The sequence below is a fragment of the Occallatibacter sp. genome, assembly GCF_035317045.1.
GTDB lineage: Bacteria > Acidobacteriota > Terriglobia > Terriglobales > Acidobacteriaceae > Telmatobacter.
Genome location: NZ_DATHHT010000033.1, coordinates 80,630 through 100,266, shown reverse-complemented (window position 1 = coordinate 100,266; position 19,637 = coordinate 80,630). Strand labels below are relative to the sequence as shown.

General features: G+C 60.6%; 13 protein-coding genes. 12 read left to right on the top strand and 1 reads right to left on the bottom strand.

All coding sequences use genetic code 11. The features are described from left to right. Positions 1-8: 8 nt before the first annotated feature. Both VK574_RS16085 and VK574_RS16080 read left to right on the top strand, forming a co-directional pair. Positions 9-1,484 carry a BON domain-containing protein gene (locus tag VK574_RS16085; protein WP_472800877.1) on the top strand — a complete coding sequence of 492 codons (1,476 nt, stop codon included), beginning with the start codon at positions 9-11 and terminating at the stop codon, positions 1,482-1,484. 271 nt (positions 1,485-1,755) lie between these two features. Continuing rightward, complete coding sequence (locus tag VK574_RS16080) at positions 1,756-3,486, top strand: protein kinase domain-containing protein (RefSeq protein ID WP_472800876.1); 1,731 nt, start codon at positions 1,756-1,758, stop codon at positions 3,484-3,486. Positions 3,487-3,559: 73 nt separating this feature from the next. Here the strand turns inward: VK574_RS16080 and VK574_RS16075 are convergent, their stop codons facing one another. Beyond that, positions 3,560-6,001 (bottom strand): ABC transporter permease, encoded by a 2,442-nt coding sequence (locus VK574_RS16075; RefSeq protein WP_472800875.1) that lies wholly within the window; start codon positions 5,999-6,001, stop codon positions 3,560-3,562. 306 nt (positions 6,002-6,307) lie between these two features. Here VK574_RS16075 and VK574_RS16070 point away from each other — a divergent pair, with 306 nt between their 5' ends. From VK574_RS16070 to VK574_RS16025, 10 genes are all read left to right on the top strand, one after another. Beyond that, positions 6,308-8,281 (top strand): peptidylprolyl isomerase, encoded by a 1,974-nt coding sequence (locus VK574_RS16070; RefSeq protein ID WP_472800874.1) that lies wholly within the window; start codon positions 6,308-6,310, stop codon positions 8,279-8,281. A 123-nt stretch (positions 8,282-8,404) separates the two neighbouring features. Beyond that, entirely contained in the window at positions 8,405-9,955 is a 1,551-nt protein-coding gene (malQ, locus tag VK574_RS16065; protein ID WP_472800873.1) for a 4-alpha-glucanotransferase, read from the top strand. A gap of 40 nt (positions 9,956-9,995) precedes the next feature. Continuing rightward, positions 9,996-10,811: an ABC transporter ATP-binding protein gene (locus VK574_RS16060; RefSeq protein WP_472800872.1), complete on the top strand. Its 816-nt coding sequence runs from the start codon at positions 9,996-9,998 to the stop codon at positions 10,809-10,811. After that, positions 10,799-12,514, top strand: coding sequence for a hypothetical protein (locus VK574_RS16055; protein ID WP_472800871.1), 1,716 nt, complete (start codon positions 10,799-10,801; stop codon positions 12,512-12,514). The genes VK574_RS16060 and VK574_RS16055 overlap by 13 nt, the downstream gene beginning before the upstream one ends. 337 nt (positions 12,515-12,851) lie before the next feature. Continuing rightward, positions 12,852-13,394 (top strand): RNA polymerase sigma factor, encoded by a 543-nt coding sequence (locus VK574_RS16050; RefSeq protein ID WP_472800870.1) that lies wholly within the window; start codon positions 12,852-12,854, stop codon positions 13,392-13,394. Beyond that, complete coding sequence (locus VK574_RS16045; protein ID WP_472800869.1) at positions 13,391-15,970, top strand: FecR domain-containing protein; 2,580 nt, start codon at positions 13,391-13,393, stop codon at positions 15,968-15,970. The genes VK574_RS16050 and VK574_RS16045 overlap by 4 nt, the downstream gene beginning before the upstream one ends. A gap of 19 nt (positions 15,971-15,989) precedes the next feature. Then, the gene (locus tag VK574_RS16040) at positions 15,990-16,931 is read left to right on the top strand and encodes an ABC transporter ATP-binding protein (RefSeq protein WP_472800868.1); all 942 of its coding nucleotides are present in this window, start codon (positions 15,990-15,992) and stop codon (positions 16,929-16,931) included. Beyond that, positions 16,918-17,790, top strand: a complete 873-nt coding sequence (locus VK574_RS16035) for an ABC transporter permease (RefSeq protein WP_472800867.1) — start codon at positions 16,918-16,920, stop codon at positions 17,788-17,790. The genes VK574_RS16040 and VK574_RS16035 overlap by 14 nt, the downstream gene beginning before the upstream one ends. Continuing rightward, complete coding sequence (locus tag VK574_RS16030; protein ID WP_472800866.1) at positions 17,787-18,740, top strand: ABC transporter ATP-binding protein; 954 nt, start codon at positions 17,787-17,789, stop codon at positions 18,738-18,740. Before VK574_RS16035 ends, VK574_RS16030 begins: the two co-directional genes overlap by 4 nt. Beyond that, complete coding sequence (locus tag VK574_RS16025) at positions 18,737-19,603, top strand: ABC transporter permease (protein WP_472800865.1); 867 nt, start codon at positions 18,737-18,739, stop codon at positions 19,601-19,603. Before VK574_RS16030 ends, VK574_RS16025 begins: the two co-directional genes overlap by 4 nt. The last annotated feature ends 34 nt before the right edge of the window (positions 19,604-19,637 follow it).

Sequence of the window (19,637 nt, the reverse complement as noted above, 5' to 3'; positions counted from 1 at the left end):
ATTTGAGAATGAATAAATCATGGATGTTCAGGGTATTTTCCTCGATGGGTGTGATTGCTTTGGCGGGGGCGATGGCGGTGGCACAGGACGCCGCGCCGACAAGCGGACCGCGGAGCGATGGCCAGATTGAGATGGACGTGGTGCATGCGCTGGACGCTTCGCAGGCCCTGAAGAACGACCTGATCACGGCGGCGACGGTCCAGAGCGAGGTGACGCTTTCGGGAACGGTGTCGAGCGACTCGTCAAAGCAGCTTGCAGAATCGATTGCGAAGACGGTTCCGGGCGTGACCAAGATTCACAACAACCTGAAGATCGGGAATCCGGCGGATGACGCAAATGCGCAGGGCGCGCCGGCAAACGATCCATCGAACGACATGGCGGACGCACAGGCGCAGCCGCAGGGGTCGCAGGATAACGGGCAGAATGCGCCGAGCATCAACCAGGCCCCTCCGCCGAACTGGGGTGATCAGAACCAGCAGCAGCAGCCGGCGTATGGGCAGCAGGCTCCGCCGCCGCCCGGATATGGGCAGCAACCCGGATATGGACAACAGGCACCTCCGCCGCCCGGATATGGGCAGCAACCCGGATATGGACAACAGGCACCGCCGCCGCCGGGATATGGGCAGAATCAGCCTCCGGCTTATGGACAGGCACCTCCGCCTCCGGGATACGGACAGGCTCCTCCTCCGGGATACGGACAGCAGGGTCCACCCCCGGGATATGGACAGCAGGGTCCACCCCCGGGATACGGACAGCGTCCGGACTATGCGCAGGCTCCGCCTCCGCCGCGGTACGAGATGCCGCGTGGACCGGTCGGCATTCCGCAGGGAACTCTGATCCAGGTGCGGACGAATGAGCCGGTGAACAGCAAGCGCGCCAAGGACGGCGAGCCGATCCAGTTCACGGTGATCCAGGATGTGACCATGGGCGGGGTGCTGGCAATTCCACGCGGCGCGACGGTGCATGGCGTGATTGCCGAGGTGAAGCGGTCTGAAAAGGGCTCGCTAACCGGCAGCAATGAGCTGGCGCTGGAACTGACTTCGCTGGACCTGATGGGACAGAATTATCCTCTGCAGTCGGACTTGTTCAAAGTGAAGGGACCGGGCAAAGGTGAGCGTTCGGCCGGCAACGTCGTAGGCGGCGCGCTGATTGGCGCGATCATTGGTGGCGCGGTGGGCCGCGGTGAGGGCGCTGCGATTGGTGCGGTTGCCGGCGGCGGCGCGGGTGCAGCAGCATCGGCGGCATCTTCGGGTCCGGGTGTATGGATTCCGGCGGAAGCGCTGGTGAGCTTCCACCTGGCGACTCCAGTGACGGTGCAGCCGGTTACGCAGCAGGAGGCGATGCGGTTGGCGCAGGGGTTGAACCCGGGTGGACCAAATTTGTATCGTCGCGGGCCATCTCCATATGCGCGGTACCCGTATGGGTATGCTCCGGTGTATTACAGGCCGTATTACTTTACAGGTGGGTACTACTACTGGCGGTAAGACGCTGTGAGACAGCTTGTAAGTCGGGCCGGATACAGCAAGACATCGGGCAGATTCTGTAAGACAAAACTTGCGAGTGTAAGACAACGGGCATCCTATAACAGGGTGCCCGCCGTTTTTAGTCGGACATGGGTTGACGCAATCGACGATCAGATTTACTGCTTGTGTCGATCTCGAAAACAACAAACATAGCCTGATCGAAAGTACTGCGTAGACGCGGGGAACGGGCCGTTGAGCGCAGTGTCTTTGGATAGAATTGATTCCCATGGAGATGGCTTCTTTGGTCGACGGATGGGAGGGACGCGTTGTCGAGGGGAGATTTCCGCTCCTGAAAAGGCTGGGAGGCAACGAGAATTTCGGCTCATATCTCACTGTCCTTCAGGGCCTGCACGAAGCCGTCATTGAACTGATTTCGACTGACAGCGCCCAGGAGGATGCAGACCTTGCGCAATGGGATCTCGCAATGTCTCTGTCTCACCCGCATTTGGAAAAAATATTGGCAAGGGGCCGATGCGTTATCGATGCGAAGGCCCTGGTGTATGTCGTCAGCGAACGTTGTTCCACGAATCTTGCAAAGACGATTGAGAGCGGATCGATCGCAGCGGATCGGTCACAAGAAATCTTCGACCCGATTGTCAATGCGCTTTCCTATCTGCACAGCAATGGGGTCATTCACGGCCATGTGAATCCATCGAACATTCATTTGGCCGGCTCGAAGCCGAGACTCGCAATCACCGATTTACTGATCGCCGGGTCAGTGAAGAGGAAGATCTCCGCGCCGGGCAACTATGATGCGCCTGAGCTGTGGCAGGGTGAGGCGAGTGCGGCGGCGGACATCTGGTCGCTGGGTATAACGATGTGGGAAGCGATGGCGGGCGCTCCGCCGTCGTGGGACTTGTGGCGCGAAGATGAACCGGAGGTCCCGGAATCCCTGCCGAGTCCGTTTCGCGAAATTGTGCGGGAAAGTCTGCGATTGGATCCGCTTCGCCGGTGCACGCTTCAGAGTGTTCAGGAACGGCTGAGCGCAAACAACGCGATGCCGCTCTCCGAGGGGTCGATTCCGACCAAGGAGGATAAGCCCGTCATCGAAGGCCCCGTGGTCAACGGCATATTGCCTGCGACAGCGCCAATCGCCACGAGCGAGGTTCCAATCATTGCTCAGCCGGCGGCACGCTTTTCCGCGTCGGAGGAGATTGAAACAGATGCATCATCTGAACCGGCTCTTTTTTCCGGGACGCTCACTCACTTTGAGGAGGCGCACCTGCCTCAGTCCCGGGTGGTGCCCTATGCCGCCGTTGTTCTACTCGCAGTGATCGGGATCGGCGCATTTCTGTTTGTGCGCGAACACAAGGCCGGGGCGTCATCAAGGGGGTCGGAGCAGGCGGCTGCGATCAGCGAACCCACGCCTCAGAAACAAGCAACTGCTCCTGCTGCGCCGGCCGCAGAGCAAACGGCACCGGCGCAACCGGCACCGGCGACCGATCCGGCTGCATCGCAGGAGCAAGACAAAGATGTTCCGCAAGCGCAACCTGCCAGTGGTCCGGCTGCGCAAGCCGCGGGTGTTTCCCAACCGCAATCCAGCGCTCAGCCTGCGGAAACCAAGAGAACTCCGCAGGATGAAACGCAAAGCGCGGCCACGGTGAACCAGCCGGTTCCACCGGCACCCGCTTCTGGGGATCGCGAGCGGACGCAAGAGAACGCGAAGGGGCTGGTGGAAAAACGCGTATTGCCGACGGTGTCGCCTGGCGCACGCGGGGGGATGAGAAGGCCAATAGAGGTGCTGATCCGTGTTTCGGTGAACCCGGAAGGCACGGTTTCAGACGCGGCATACGTGGTGCCGGGCAGGGGAAATTATTTTGCAAGGATCGCCCAACGAGCGGCGCTTTCGTGGAAGTTCAAGCCGCCAGTGCAGAATGGCGATCGGGAGCGCAGCGTGTGGATGCTTCGGTTCAACTTCGGAAGAGCCGGGACCGAGGCCACCGCGACGGAACAGGAAGAGTAGAGGGGATCTGCTTCAGTCCTGATCGCGGGCGTTCCGCGCCTCGATCATCATCAGCCACAGCGCGAGTTCGCGTTTACTCGCAGCGCAAGGCTACGATGGGATCGATCCTGGTGGCGCGGCGGGCGGGGATGTAGCACGCGAACACAGCTACAACCAGAAGAACGATGGCAACGCCGATGAAGGTGAGCGGATCGCGCGCGCCCACGCCGTAGAGCTGGTTGCTCAGAAGGCGCGTGAGGGCTAAAGCTGCGGCGACTCCTACCAGCACACCAAGAAAAACCATGCGTGCTCCCTGGCCGACGACGAGGCGCAGAACGTCGCCGCGGCGCGCACCGAGGGCCATGCGGACGCCGATTTCGCGGGTGCGTTCGCCGATGAGATAGGACGTGACGCCGAAGATTCCCACGCACGACATGGCGACGGCGAGCATAGCGAATGCGGCAAGCAGAATCATGGAAAGGCGGCGGGGAGCGAGGGAGTTGGCAAGGACTTCATCCATGGTCTGGACGGTATAGATGACGGCGCCGGGATCGGTTTCGGAGACGGCGAGGCGGACCGGGGGCATCACGCTAGCTGCGCTGTCGTGGGTGCGCACGACAACGGCGACACCGTCGGCGACGAGGGCCATGAGCTTGGGCGGGAGCTGCATGAACGGGTAGTAGAACTCGGCCTGAACGGGGGAATGCGCGTCGTTGCCGGGGCCCCACTGCTTGACGTGTCCCACGACGCCAATGATTTCCGCTTCAACATCGAATTCTGCGATGTGGATGTGTTGGCCGACGGGGTTTTGGTTTGGGAACCAGGTTTGCGCGAATACATCGTCAATGTCGACGACGACCGGCGTGTTTTCGTCATCGTGCGCGGAGACGAAACGGCCGCGCTGTAACGTGATGCCCATGGCGCGCTGGAATCCGGATTCGACGAGATAGAACATGGCCTGGGGCATGTCGTTATCGTTGGCGGGCTTTGGCTGCCCCTTGATCCAGAAAGGAAGCTCGGAGTCGTGAATCATGGGGCGCGAGCCGAGGGTGACGGAGACTGCTTCAACGCCGGGAATGGCGCTGATGGCGGCATCGAAGCGGCGGAGGCGTGCGCGGGTTTCCGCGGCGGAGGTCTTCGCATTGGTGGGCAGGGACATGGAGAAAGTGATGGCGTTGGCGGGGATGTAGCCGGGATCGACACGCCAGAGCGCGGACAGCGTGCGCAGCATGAGGCCTGCGCCGATGAGAAGAACAAGGGCCATCGCGACTTCGAGAGCGACGAGAATTCCCTGGAGACGATGACGCGCTCCGCCAGCGCCCTGGCTGCTTTGACGAAGGACCAGCTGCAGATTGGTGCGCGAGGATTTGAGAGCGGGGAGAAGTCCAAAGACCAGGCCGCACACGAGAGAGACGGAGAGCGTAAAGAGCAGCACGCGGGTGTCGAGGGAGATTTGATCAGTGCGGGGCAGTGCGGCGGGTAAGAGGCGCACGACGGTGCGGGTCCCGACGAAGGCCAGCACCAATCCGAGCGCACCGCCTACTCCGGCTATGAGAAGGCTTTCAGTGAGGAGCTGGCGGATGACGCGGATGCGTCCAGCGCCGAGAGCCGTGCGGAGTGCAAACTCTCCGGACCTGCGGGTAGCGCGGGCGAGCAGGAGACTGGCAACGTTGGCACAGGCGATGAGGAGAACAAAGCCGACGGCAGCGAGGAGCACAAGAAGGAGAGGCTGTACGTCTCCGACGAGGTCGTCTTTCAAGGTGGTGAGGGAGATGCCCACGTCCTTGTCGGCTTCGGGGAAATTGAGAGCCAAAGTGTGCGCAATGGAGTCCATGTCGGTGCGGGCTTGCGCCAGGGTGACGTCGGGCTTGAGACGGCCGACGGCGTGGGCGCTCATTTCGACGCGGCGATCGAGGAAAGAGGGATCGGTCCACTGGCCGATGGGGGTAAAGATGTCGCGATCGACGCCATAGAAGGCGAAGCCGGGCGGCAGAACTCCGATGACCTGGTAGGCCGTGCCCCGGAGAGTGATGGTCTGACCGATGACGTCGGGCGATGCGGCGAATCGACGCTTCCAGAATCCGCCGCTGAGCACGACGACGGGGGCGGCTCCGGCATGATCGTCATCGCGCGTGAGAGTGCGGCCCAGAATGGGCTGGACGCCGAGGGTGGGAAAGAAGCCGGCGGAGACCATCAGGCCGTTGAGGCGCTCGGGCTTGGCGGTGCCGGTGAGGTTGTAGTCCTCGTGACGATAGATGGCCATGGAGGCGAAGGTCTTGCTGGCGCGCTCCCAGTCGAGGAAGTTGAGATAGCTGATGGGGGCGCGGTCCAGGGCTGCATCCTTTTCGTAGATGGCGACCAGTTGGCCGGGGCTGCGGTAAGGCAGGGGATTGAGCAGCACGCCGTTGACGACGGAGAAGAGCGTGGTGTTTGCGCCGATGCCGAGGGCCAGGGTGAGGACGGCAATAGCCGTGAAGCCCGGGGATTTGAGGAGCATGCGCAGGGCATAACGCAAGTCCTGAAGCAGGATGGTCATGGCGGACCTCACGAGGAAAAGAACAGCAGCCGGACTCGTGGCACTTCGGGGAGAGTGCACGATTTCCCGAATCGTACCTTGGCGCCCGGGAAAAGGCCATACGGGAGTGATGAAACGGTGTGCTGCTGTTCTCGACAGGCCAGGTTGGTGTGAAAGCCGTGGCAGGGTCTGAGGTCGTCTATAATGAAGAGGCATCGCTATGAGCGAGAATTGCGCTTTTTGAGAGAGCTGCCCCCAGAGAATCCGCTTGCGGGACGGCGAAGCTTTCCAGTATGCGCGTAGAGAGTTGAAGGCTTAAACCCACCCATGATTCGTTTCCTGCAGTCGAAAGACAATCGCCTCGTTAAAGCTTTGTTCGTGGTCATCATTGCGGCGGCCTCGGTTTCGATGGTCGTATACCTGATTCCCGGCCTGACCGGGCAGGGTGGCGTTTCGGCGGGCACCTACGCCGTGGTGTACCCGCACTGGTACAGCAAGTTCTTCGCCAGCGGTGAAACGATCAGCCAGGAGAAGGTTTCGGCGCAGGCGCGGCAGCAGTTGCAGCAGCGCAATCCTCAGTATGCGTCGAACCCGATGATCGTGAGCCTGTTTGAGAACCAGGTAGGACAGCAGATGGTGCAGCAGCAGATTCTGCTGGCCGAAGCGGCACAACTGGGGATCTCAGCGAACAACAATGACGTACTTCAGTTTCTGCACGAGGGGCAGGCGGGGCAGGTGCTGTTTCCGAACGGCAAGTTCATCGGACAGGACCAGTACACAGCGCTGATCGCTGGCCGTTTCGACATGTCGGTGACCGAGTTTGAAGAGAGTGTCCGCCATGACATCACGATTCAGCGGCTGCGGGCGTATGTGACAGCCGGCGTGACGGTGAGCGAGAAGGAAGCGCGCGCGGAGTACCTCAAGAAGGGAACCAAGATCAAGTTCGATTACGCGGTGATTGCGTCGGACGACATTCGCAAGTCAATCAATCCGTCGGATGGGGATCTGCAGGCGTTCTTCAAGAAGAACTCGGCTCGCTACGCGAATGCCGTGCCGGAAGAGCGGACAATCAGCTACTTTGCGTTTACGCCGAACGATGTTCCGGGGGGCGTGCAGCAACCCACGCAGCAGGACATCGAGGCCTATTACAACGCGCACAAGAGCGAGTACTCGGTGCCGGAGCAGGCCAAGTCGCGGCACATTCTGATCCAGGTAGCTCCGAATGCGGATGCGAAGACCGATGCTGCGGCGAAGGCCAAGGCGGAGGACATTCTGAAGCAGCTTGAGAAGGGCGCGAACTTTGCCGATCTGGCGAAGAAGAATTCAGACGACCCGGGCAGCAAGGATTCCGGTGGCGAGCTGGGTTTTGCGCAGCGCGGGCACATGGTGCCGGAGTTTGACAACGCGATCTTCACGCAGAAGCTCGGCGATCCCAAGATCGTGAAGACGCAGTACGGCTATCACATTGTGCAGGTGGAGGAGCGGACGGCGGCGCATGCGCAGTCGCTTTCTGAAGTTTTGCCGACGATCCAGGCGACGCTGATTCGCCAGAAGTCGACGGCGACGCAGGATGCCTTTGCGCATCAACTGACTTCAGAGGCGATCAAGGGCGGCCTCGAAAAGACTGCCGAAGCGCATCACCTGCAGTTGGTAACGACAGCCCCGGTGAATGCGAAGGGCGTGATTCCGGCGCTGCCGGATGGATCGCAGTTGATCGCGCATGCGTTTGATGCGAAGCCGAGCGATCCGCCGCAATCGGCACCCACGGGCGAAGGGTATGCGGTCTTCCAGGTGAAAAGCGTGATTGCAGCGCATGCGCCGACGTTCGCGGACTGGAAGAGCCACGTGGAAGACGACTATCGCAACGAGCAGGTCCCCGCGCTGTTGAGCCAGAAGACCGCGGAACTGGCAGCAAAGGCGAAGGCGGAAAACGACCTTGCGAAAGCCGCGAAAGAGATGGGTGCAAGCTTCAAGACGAGCGACCTGGTGGATCAGACCGGGCAGGTGCCGGAACTGGGCGCGGTGGGGCAGGTGGCTCCGCAGTTGTTTGACCAGACGCCCGGCTCGATCACCGGACCGATCAATGCGGGCAGGACGGGTGTGGTGGCGAAGCTGGTGGACAAGCAACAGCCGAGCGACGCGGACATGGCGAAGAATCTCGATCAGGTCAGGGACCAGATGCTCGAGCAGAAGCGGCAGGAGGCATTTGAAATCTTCGCCAACAGCATCATTACGGATTACAAGAAGAAGAATCTCGTGCACATGAACGCGAAGCCGCAGAGTCCGCTTACGGGCGAGTAGTTCGCAACCGAGGTTTCGAGGGGAAAGGGCCCGCTTCCGACGATTGGAAGCGGGCTCGTTGTTTTTTGGGGATGCGAATCGTGCGCGGGGCTGTCCGGCATGCGCAGCGGAGATAATAACGACATGGATTTCCGGCGTTGCTCTGGCGTTTTATTGCACATCAGTTCTTTGCCTTCGTACGGAGGGATTGGGGATCTTGGCCCTGCCTCGCATGAGTTTATCGAGTTTCTGGCGGCGGGGAAGCAGCATGTGTGGCAGGTGTTGCCGCTGTGTCCGACGGGATATGGGAATTCGCCGTATGCGGGCTCGTCGGCGTTTGCGGGGAACCCCTACCTCATCAGCTTGGAGTACCTGGTGGATTGGGGTTGGATCGGCGGAGATCGCATTGCGGGGCTTGCGGGGCGCAGCGGCAATGTAAATTTCGACGAAGTGGAGACGCGGAAGCTGCCGTTGCTGTACGAGGCCGCGGGAAATTTTCTCGATCGCGGGCCGCACGATCCGGAGTTGGCAGCGCAGTGGAAACGCTTTGAGGAATTCTGCAGCGTCGAGGCAGGCTGGCTGACCGACTACGCACTGTATGCGGAGTTGCGACGGCGGTTCAATACCGGTGCGTGGACCGAGTGGCCGGAAGCGATAGGGCGGCGGGAACCGAAGGCGTTGGCACAGGTCGCGGCGGAGTCGGGACGCATGCTGGCGCAGGAGCAGGTACTGCAATTTGCGTTTGCGGTGCAGTGGACGAATCTGCGCGCGGCGGCGGCACGGCGCAAGATTCGCATCCTGGGTGATGTTGCAATTTTCGTGAACATGGATTCGGCGGATGTGTGGACGCATCCTGACATCTTCGAGCTGGATGCGGATCTGCGGCCGGTGCATATTGCCGGAGTGCCGCCGGATTATTTTTCACCGACCGGACAGCGGTGGGGAAATCCTTTGTACCGGTGGGATGTGCTGCGCGCGCGTGGATTTGACTGGTGGATCGATCGGATTCACAGGTCACGCGATCTGTACGACATGATCCGGCTCGATCATTTTCGAGGGTTCGAAGCGTACTGGTCGATTCCGGCGGCCGAGGACACGGCAATCAATGGAACGTGGGTGAAGGCGCCGGGATTGGAGCTGTTTGAAGCGCTGGAAGCAGCACTGGGGCCGCTGCCGCTTGTAGCCGAGGACCTGGGGCTGATTACGCCCGAGGTGGATGCGCTGCGAATGAAGCTGGCGATGCCGGGAATGCGCGTGCTGCAGTTCGGATTTGGAGACAAAGGGGCTCACATCCACTTGCCTCATCACTTTGTGCCTGGTACGGCAGCGTATACCGGCACCCATGATAACGACACGACGCATGGGTGGTGGGCAACGCTGGGAAAGACGGAGCGCGCGGCCGTTGAGGCGCTGGTTGGTCCGGTGAACAATCGCCCAACATGGCCGCTGATTCGCGCGGCGGCGGGGAGCGTGGCGGAGATTGCGATTGTGCCGGTGCAGGATCTGCTGGAGTTCGGTTCTGAGGCCCGGATGAATACGCCGGCGGTACCCAGCGGAAACTGGAGCTGGCGTGTGCCGGAAGGAAGCTGGACCACGCCGCTGGCGGCCCGGGTCGCGGCACTTGTGGATGTGACCGATCGCGATAATGATCCCCTGAAAGGTGCGGAGACCGAATCGGGCGAGACCAAAGTGTGAGTGCGATTTACAAACGTCGCCTTTGTCGAATGCTCTGATCTTGTTATCCTTGGCCCACATGGAAATTGCGGCGATTCAGACACACGGGCTTACGCGGCGCTTCGGCGCGCTGACCGCGGTGCAGGACGTGACGTTCACGGTGGCAAGCGGCCAGTTTTTTGGGTTTCTGGGGCCGAATGGCGCGGGCAAGTCAACCACCATCAAGATGCTGACGGGGCTGCTGGAGCCGACCGCGGGTACGATTGAGATTCTGGGCAAGCCGTTCACCGCCGGGGCGCTCGACCTGAAACGGCAGATTGGCGTAGTTCCGGAAGGCATGGCGCTGCTGGGCCGGCTGACGGCACCGGAGTATCTGCGCTTTGTGGGGAGGATGTACGGGCTGGAGAGGGAGACGGTCAACCGCCGAACAGAGGAATTGCTCGAGTTCATGCAACTGGCGGACGAGCGCCGCAAGCTGGTCACGGATTTCTCGCATGGCATGCAGAAGAAGCTGGCGCTGGCGGCAGCGGTGATTCACGGGCCGCGGGTTCTGTTTCTCGACGAACCCTTTGAAGGCGTAGATGCGATTGCGGCGGGCATGTTGAAGACCATGCTGCAGGGAATGATCAATCGCGGGGCAACGATCTTCTTAACAACGCATGTGCTCGAAATCGTGGAGCGGCTTTGCAGTCACGTGGCCATCATTCACCAGGGACGACTGGTGGCGAATGGATCGCTTGAGGAATTGCGTGCCGGCGTGGCAAGTACCCTTCCCGGAACTGAGACCGAGCAAAAGTTGACGCTGGAAGAGATGTTTCTTTCCATCGTGGGCGCAAGCGGGCAGGAACCGGCGCAGGAGCTTTCATGGCTGGCATAGCGCGTGGCGAAGACACGGCTGTGGGAACAGGCGCCCCGCTCGGCCTGATGGCGCGCCGGCAGTATGTAGCGCTGGTGACCATGCGGTGGCGTATGGTGGCCAACAATGTGCGCTCCGTGCAGGGCGCCTTTGAATTCGGCGCGCGAGGAGTCGCCTTTCTTATCTACTCCATCATGGGGCTGGGGCTGGGTTTTGGTCTGGGGGCGGGCGCGTATTCGATTGTGTCGGGCGGACATCCGCAACTGGTTTCGGCCTTGTTCTGGACGGTGTTTCTGGTTTGGCAGGCGCTGCCCATCGCGCTGGCATCGTTCCAGGAACAATTCGACCTCAGCGGGCTGTTGCGCTTTCCGGTGAACTTCAGCTCATTTTACGTGCTGAACCTGGTCTTCGGGCTGGTAGATGTGCCGACGATCCTGGGGAGCATCTGCTGCCTGGGAATCCTGACCGGTGTGACGCTGGCGCGCCCCGCGTTGTTCGGCTGGACGGCATTTGTGCTGGCGATTTTCGCGCTGTTCAACATTCTGCTGGCGCGGACCGTGCTGGCCTGGGTGGATCGCTGGCTGGCAAGGCGCAGGACCCGCGAGATTGTGAGTGCGATCTTCCTCCTGTTGATGCTGAGCCTGCAACTGCTGAATCCGGCGCTCCATCAACAGAACAGGCACCACGGTGCCAGGAATTCGGTCACTCACCCGATTGGAAGCGATGGGTTTACCGAGTTCCCGGCGTGGCTGAAATCGGCGTTTGCCGTCGTGCCATGGCTGCCGCCCGGTGTGGCCGGCAGTGGAGTCTACCGGCGCGCATCGGGGGATGCGACCGCAGCGCTCGAGTCATTGGGTGTGCTCGCGATCTACATCGTGGCGACCGGCGCGCTGCTGGGGGTTCGGCTTCACGCGGAGTATCGCGGCGAGAAGTTGAGCGAAGCGCCGTCTGCGCAAAAGAGGAATGCTAGCGACAGCAGGTGGCTGATTGACGGTTCGGGTCCGGTCGCAGCGGTGATCGAAAAAGAGCTTCGCACCGTCCCGCGATCGATGCCTCTGCTGTTTGCCATTGGGGCGCCGCTCTTGACGGTACTAGTGATCAGCACGGTATTCAAAAACGGAGCGCTGGGCGGCCGCCCGTTTCAACTCGCGTTTCCGCTGTGCGTCTGCTATGCGCTTCTGGGATTTACGCAGATGATCTTTAACAACCTGGGTTCGGAAGGTACGGGGATTCAGATGCTGTTTCTTTCTCCCACGCCGATCCGCAAGGTGCTGCTGGCGAAGAATCTGTTCCACGGGGCGCTGTTTGTTTCAGTGGCATTTCTGGCAGGGGTCCTGGCTACGCTTCGATTGGGCGAGCCGAACTTGACACTGCTGGCGACTACCGCAGCGTGGGTGTTGTTTGCGTTGCCGATGAATCTTGCGGCTGGGAATCTTCTTTCGCTGACCATGCCGTACCGCGTAAATCTTGGGCGCATTTCGCGTCAGCGGGGATCGCAGGCGAGCGCATTGGTGAGCATGCTGATCCAGGCGATTGTGATGGGGTGCGGTGTGGCCGTGCTGGCGATTTGCACCTTTTTCGATAAGCGGTGGCTGGCCGCGCCGTGTCTGCTGGTGATGGCCGGGGTGGCGCTGGTGGTGTGGATGCGCGTTCTGGCGCATGCCGATGTCCTCGCCAATCGCAACCGCGACAATTTGATCGCGACGCTGGCGAAGACGGAGTAGAGGATTCGCCGGCAAGTTTGACAAGCAAACAAGAATTGAGAAGGCGCCGTCCCTACGGGACTCGCGGTCTTCAGAGGATCCGATTCCCCACGCTGAAGCGCGGGCTAACGAACAGTGCGCCTCCGGCGTGTTTCATCCCTCGCGTTCGGCACAAGCCAATGAACGACTCATTCTAACGAGATTAAGTGACGGTGTTCCGAGACAGTTGAGCCGCCGGGATTCGGGTTTTGCGCGAAAGTCTGAACCAGTCACAGCTTTTTGGCGTAATTTGGTTCAGCCGGTTTAATAATCGGCTGGTTCCAACGTCATCTCTATGAACAGTCAGAAAGGTCAGCCCGTGGCAAGCGCTAGTCCAACCCTGCCGGTGGTGGAGATGCAGCAGGGTCTTTCCGACCTGTTTGCGATGCATCATCGACGCGTCTTACTGGCTGCCTATCGCATTACAGGCAGCATGGCGGATGCGGAAGATGTGGCGCAGAGCATATTTCTGCGACTGGCGGGTAACGAACTTGCGGTCAGCAACGCGGAAAGCTACCTGTACCGCGCGGCGATCAATGGGGCGCTCGACCTGTTGCGGCGGAGGACTGCCGCAGCAAACGAACCGCTCGATTCGGCAGCGGGCGTGGCGTCGCAGGGACGCGGCTCGCGGCCGGAGGCTGAGGCTGCAAGCAGCGAACTGGTGCAGTGGTTGCGAACAGCACTGGGCGACCTTAGCCCGCGGGCAGCGGAGATGTTCACGCTGCGATATGTGGAAGAGCTGGACAATCGCGAGATTGCCTCGCTGATGAACGCGTCGCAGGCCGTGGTGGCCGTGACGCTGCACCAGGCGCGAGCCAAGCTGAAGAAGCGGCTCACAGAGATGGAACGGGGGAATCGATGAAGAACCACGACGAAGTTTTGCTGGACAGTGCGACCCAGGCGATGCGCGAGGCGCAGCCCGAGGCGGGTCAGATTTCCGCTGCTGCCGAGAAGGTAGCAGGTAAGCTGGGTATTGCGTTTGCGGAATCCGCGGCTATTGAGAGTTGCGAGGACGTGCGGTCGTTGCTTAATGCGTATCGCGCGGGAACGTTACCTGAAAATCGTGCGCTGCTGGTAAAGGCGCATCTACGCGAGTGCGGAGTATGCCTGCGTCGTTTCCACTCGGGCTCTGGCGCGGTGGATTGGTCGACGCCCAAGGCGATGCCGGCGCGGGCGCGTGTGCAGCCGTGGACGATGGGGTGGGCGGTGGCAGCGTCGCTGGCCGTGGCGGCGACGGGGCTGTTTGTGTACAGGACGTACTGGCAAATTCCGCCGGGAGTGCGGGCGGAGGTTCAGTCGATTGACGGGTCGGCTTCGCTGATCACGGACAACGGCGATCGCCTGCTTGCGGCAGGCGCGGAGTTGAAGGAAGGCGACGAATTGAGGACATCCGGCGGGTCGCATGCGGTGCTGCGGCTGGCGGATGGTTCGACAGTAGAGATGAATGAGCGCAGCGCGGTGAGCGTGGGCGCGCGCGGGCACAACCTGACGGTCGATCTCGATCACGGAGCGGTGATCGTAAGAGCTGCGCACCGGACTTCGGGTCATTTGTATGTGAAGACCGATGATTGCAGCGTTGCGGTGACTGGCACTGTGTTCTCAGTGAATGCGGGCATCAAGGGATCGCGCGTGGCGGTTCTGCAAGGCGCGGTGGAAGTGGCGCACGCCGGCGTGACGTCGACGATCCATGCGGGCGATGAATATACCAGCACACAGAACCTGGCTCCCGAGCCGGTGAGCGAGCAGGTGGCGTGGAGCCCGAATCGCGAACAGTACATTGAACTGCTGGCGCAATTCTCGACCCTGCAGCATCGCATTGGACAGATTCCGATTCCGCAGAGGTATGGGAGCGATCTGCTGGATCGGATGCCGGGAGACACGCAGCTTTACGTGAGCATTCCGAACCTCGGTGATTTTGTGAGCCAGGCGAAAACGATCTTTGAGGACCAGCTCAAGCAGAGCCCCGTGCTGCAGCAGTGGTGGAGCAAAGGCAACCAAGACAAGACCGCGGAGATGGATGCGCTGGTGAACAAGGTGCACGATCTGAGTCAGTATCTGGGCGACGAGATGGTGGTCGTGGCGCTGAAGCAACAGACGGGCGCCGGGGGATTCGCCGTGGTTGCCGATGTGCAACGCAGCGGGCTGGCTGATCTGTTGAAGCAGCAATTTGCGAAGGGCGCGCCGGGCACGTTGACGGTGCTGGATGAGAGTGCCCTGCGCGGAGCGACTGCGGACAAAAAAGGAAATGGAGCGTATGCGCTGGTGCGGGAGAGGGAAGTGGTCTTCTCAAACAGCGTGGACACGTTGAAGGCGATTGACGCGCAACTGAATGCGGGATCGAGCGGATTTGCCGCAACGGATTTCGGGCAGAGAATCAAGGCTGCTTACGACCGCGGTGCCGGCGTGATTCTGGCTGCGAATCTGCAGCAGATGCTGGCTGGGGCGGAGAGCCATGGGGCCAAGAGAGGCGATGCGTTTCTCGAGCAGTCGGGCATCAGCGGGGTACGCTACCTGATTGCCGAGCATCGCGAGTCGAATGGAACTCCGGAAAATCATCTGAGTCTGCAATTCTCCGGTCAACGGCAGCGCGTGGCTTCGTGGCTGGGCAGTCCGGCGCCGATGGGTTCGCTGGACTTTGTTTCAACCAATGCGGCACTGGCGGTGGCCGGCGTTTCCAAGGATCCGACGGCGATTGTGGATGACCTGATGGCCATGATGTCGACCGACAAGAACGGCTCGGACGAGTTCAACAAGGCACAGGCCGATCTGGGCATTGATATTCGCAACGATCTTGCTGGAAACCTGGGCGGAGAATATTTGTTCGCTCTGGATGGGCCAGTGCTTCCGACGCCTTCGTGGAAGGCAGTGATTGAGGTGCGCGACTCTGCACGATTCGAGACAACGCTGGAACGGCTGGTGCAGGCGGTGAACAGCCATGTACAGGAAAAAGGTGGACATGGTGTCACGATGGACGCGAGCCAGGCGGGCGGGCAGACTTTCCATAGCGTGCACAATTCAACAACTGGCGTCGTGGTCGCGGAGTACACGTATGCGGATGGGTATATGATCGTTGCTCCTACGCGGGCGCTGCTGATGGATGCACTGCGCGCGCATTCAACAGGGGACACGCTGGGGCACTCGGCGAGCTTCAAGGCTTTGCTACCGGTGGATCAGAATGAGAACTACTCGGCGGTAGCGTATCAGAATCTTGGGCCGGTGTTGACGCCGTTGCTGTCGCACATGAGCGGCGAGTCGGCGGATGCCTTGAAGAAGCTCGCTTCGGACGCGCATCCGACGGCGATCTGCGCGTGGGGCAAGGACGCGGGGATCGAGGTAGCGAGCAACAGCAACCTGTTCGGATTCGATTTTCTAACCCTCGGCAGCCTATTGCATTCAGGCAACAAACAAGCAGTTCCTGCTACGGAACAAATGCAGTGAGCAGCACGTAAGAGAAGACATGGGCGTGATCGAACTTGATCGACTGGAGGTGCGGCTTGGCGGCCGCACCGTCCTGAATGGATTGACGGGAGAGTTACGCGGTCACGCCATCGGACTTCTGGGGCCAAACGGCGCGGGAAAATCTACGCTGATCAACACGCTGCTTGGGTTTCACGAGCCATCAGGCGGGGTCGCAAAGGTGCTTGGCCTGGATGCACGGGTGGATCGCATGCGTATCCGCCAGAGCGTCGGCTACATGCCCGAGAATGACTCCTTCATCGGCAACATGAACGGCGTGCGGTTTGTGCGCTACATGGCGGAACTGGCGGGGCTGCCTCCGGCCGAGGCGCTGGAGCGCGCGCACGAGGCCCTGTTTTACGTGGGGCTGGGCGAAGTGCGCTATCGCAAGATCAGCACGTATTCGCTGGGCATGAAGCAGTTGATCAAGCTGGCGCAGGGGTTGGCGCACGGGCCCAAGCTGCTGATTCTGGATGAGCCGACCAACGGGCTCGATCCCACCGCGCGCCAGCGCATGATTCAGCTGATCAAGGACATTCGCAAACAGGGCGGTACACATCTGCTGATCTCGTCGCATTTGCTGCGCGACATCGACGAGACGTGCGATGAGGTGCTGATACTGAACAAGGGGCGCATCGCCGCGATTTCGAATATCGAAGAGGAGCGGCGGTCGCATCGGCATTTTATTGAAATGGAAATGACGGGCAGCACCGATGGGTTTGTGCAGAAGATGCAGTCGCAGGGATGCGAGTGCGCGAGCTTTGCCGGCGGCCGCGTGAAGCTGGTAATGCCGGACGCATTGAGCGCGAAAGACCTATATGTGACGGCCGCGGAATTTGGGGTGCAGATCCGGCGCATTCAGCAAAGGCGGGATTCGCTGGAGGATATTTTCCTGCGAGCGATGGAGTACGAGGGAGGCAGGGTAGATCATGTCGGTGTTTAATCATGATTACCGGCCTTATGAAGGCCGTCTGACTCCGCTGGGGTCGCGTCCGCTGGTGCTGGCACGGTATGCGCTCAATGAAGCGTGGTCGTCGAAGATCACAATAGGGCTGTTTGTCCTTGCTCTTCTGCCCTGCCTGGTGGACCTGGTGATTATCTATGTGGCGGATAATCCTATGGCGCGGGCGCTGATCATGCGCGGCGGCCCGGCGTTTGACATCGATCAGAGCTTCTTTCTGCACGTTCTGGAGACACAATGCTGGTTTGCGCTGGTGCTGGCGGCGTGGATCGCGCCACGACTGGTGTCGTTTGACCTGGGCGATAACGCGCTGCCGATTCTGCTGAGCCATCCCATTTCGCGTTTCGGATATCTGCTGGGGAAGTTTCTTGCGCTGATTCTTTCGCTTTCCTATGTCACCTGGATTCCGTGCCTGATCCTGTTTGTCTACCAGTGCTACGCTTCGCCGCAGCCGTGGGCGATGGCGCATTTGTCTCTCGCGCTGGGGATTTTCGCCGGGGCGGCGGTGTGGGTTGTTCTTCTCTCGATGGTGGGGTTGGCGGTGTCGGCTTGGGTGAAGTGGCGGGTGATTGCAACGGGGGCGATTTTCGCTGTGGTGTTTGTGCCGGCGGGCGTGGGCGGTATCGCCAGCGCCATTCTGCGCACCAGGTGGGGACTGCTGCTGAATTTGCCGGTTGTGATGTCGGAGCTCTGGCAGCGGATGCTGGGTGCGCCAGCCGTCATGAACTCGCGGTTTGAGTTGCCGACTTTTCCCATGGTGGTGGTGCTGGTGATTGCGTGTCTGCTGTGCGTCGCGGTGCTGAATGCGCGTATCCGTGCGCGAGAGGTGGTGCGCGGATGAATGCAGTGACGGACACCATTCGTTTCGAGAATGTCTCGAAGTTCTACGGCGAGGTGCTCGGCGTGAACCGGGTTTCGCTGACACTGACGCCGGGGATTTCGACGCTGGTTGGACCAAACGGATCAGGCAAAACCACACTGATGAACCTGATGACGGGGCTGGTGCAACCCTCACGCGGGTCTGTCTCAGTGTTGGGGCTTTCGCCGTCGAACGCGACGGAGTTCTTTTGCAACGTCGGGTACTGCGCGCAGTTCGATTCATTCCCACGCGGGTTGACCGGATTTCAATTTGTGCTCGATAGCCTGATGCTGTTCGGCATGAGCGAAGAAGATGCACATGCCTTGACGGCAGAGTCTCTCGAGCGCGTTCAACTGGACGGCGAGGCGGCGCACAGAAAGATTGCCGGTTACAGCAAAGGGATGCGGCAGAAGATCAGGCTGGCACAGTCGATCGCGCACCATCCGCGGGTGCTGGTGCTGGATGAACCGCTGAATGGGCTGGATCCAATGGCACGGGCGGAGTCGCTGGCGCTGTTTCAGGAATTGGGACGGCAGGGAATGCACGTGGTGATCTCGAGCCACATTCTCGACGAAGTGGATCGCATTTCCGACCGCGTAGTGCTGATTACGGGCGGCTATCTGATCGCGCAGGGGAACATTCACGAAGTGCGGAAAGAAGTGCGCGACAAGCCGATGCAGGTGCTGATTCGCTGCGACAGCCCTGAACTGCTGGCGTCGAAGATGTTTGCGGTAAATCACTGTGTAGAGGCTCGTCTGCATGCGGATGGGCACGGCGTGTTTTTGCGCACTGGGGATATCGACCAGTTTTACCGGCTGCTGAACGAAATTGCGGCTGAGGGACTGGTGAAAATCGAGGCGGTGGCTCCGGCCGATGACAACGCAAACGCCATCTACCAATACCTGATTGGTTCAGACGGGAGCGCCTCATGATGCAGCAGAGTCTTGGCAGCGCGGTCGGCATCCTGCGGCAACAGCCGTGGTCGTTGTGGTGGGTGCAAGCGCGGCGACTGACCCGGATTGAGATAAGGCGTAACCTGTTTACGCGGCGCGCGTGGTGGATATATTTTCTTGCGTTCATCCCGGCAGTCATCATCCTGATTCACCTGCTCATCGACTCGCACCCCGGCTTTGGTATGAGCGACGACAGCGCGGTGCTTGCAGGGGTTGTGCAGCTCTACTATGTTCGGCTGGGGATCTTCTTCGGGTGCCTGGGGATCTTTTCGCGGCTGATTCGCGGCGAGATGATCGAGCGGAGCCTGCACTATTACCTGCTGTCGCCCGTGCGCCGAGAAGTGATCCTGCTGTCGAAGTTTTTTGCCGGCGCAGTGAGCGCGGTCTTGCTGTTTGGCGTTGCAGTCGTTGCCGATTTCGTGTTGATGTACGCGGGATACGGTGCGGCGGGCCGGGACTTCATGATGCACGGGCCGGGACTGGGACAGATCGAGGCGTACCTGCTGATCGTGGTGCTGGGCTGCCTGGGGTACGGATCGATCTTCCTGCTGCTGAGCCTGATGTTTCGCAATCCCATGCCGGGAGCGATGCTGCTGCTGGGGTGGGAGGCGATCAATCCGGTTATGCCGTCGCTGCTGCAGAAGTTCAGCGTGGCCTCGTACCTTCGTCACCTGATGCCGGTGAGTGTGCCGGCGGAGGGCGTATTTGCGCTGCTGACCGTCGAGACAGAACCGGTGGCCGCATGGGTGGCGGTACTGGGATTGCTCGCGTTGATCGCGGTGGTGCTGACGTACACGTGCTATCGAATGCGGCGGCTTGAGATTCGCTACACCACCGAGTAGTATCCTGACCGAAGATTTGTAGTATCCCAGGTCT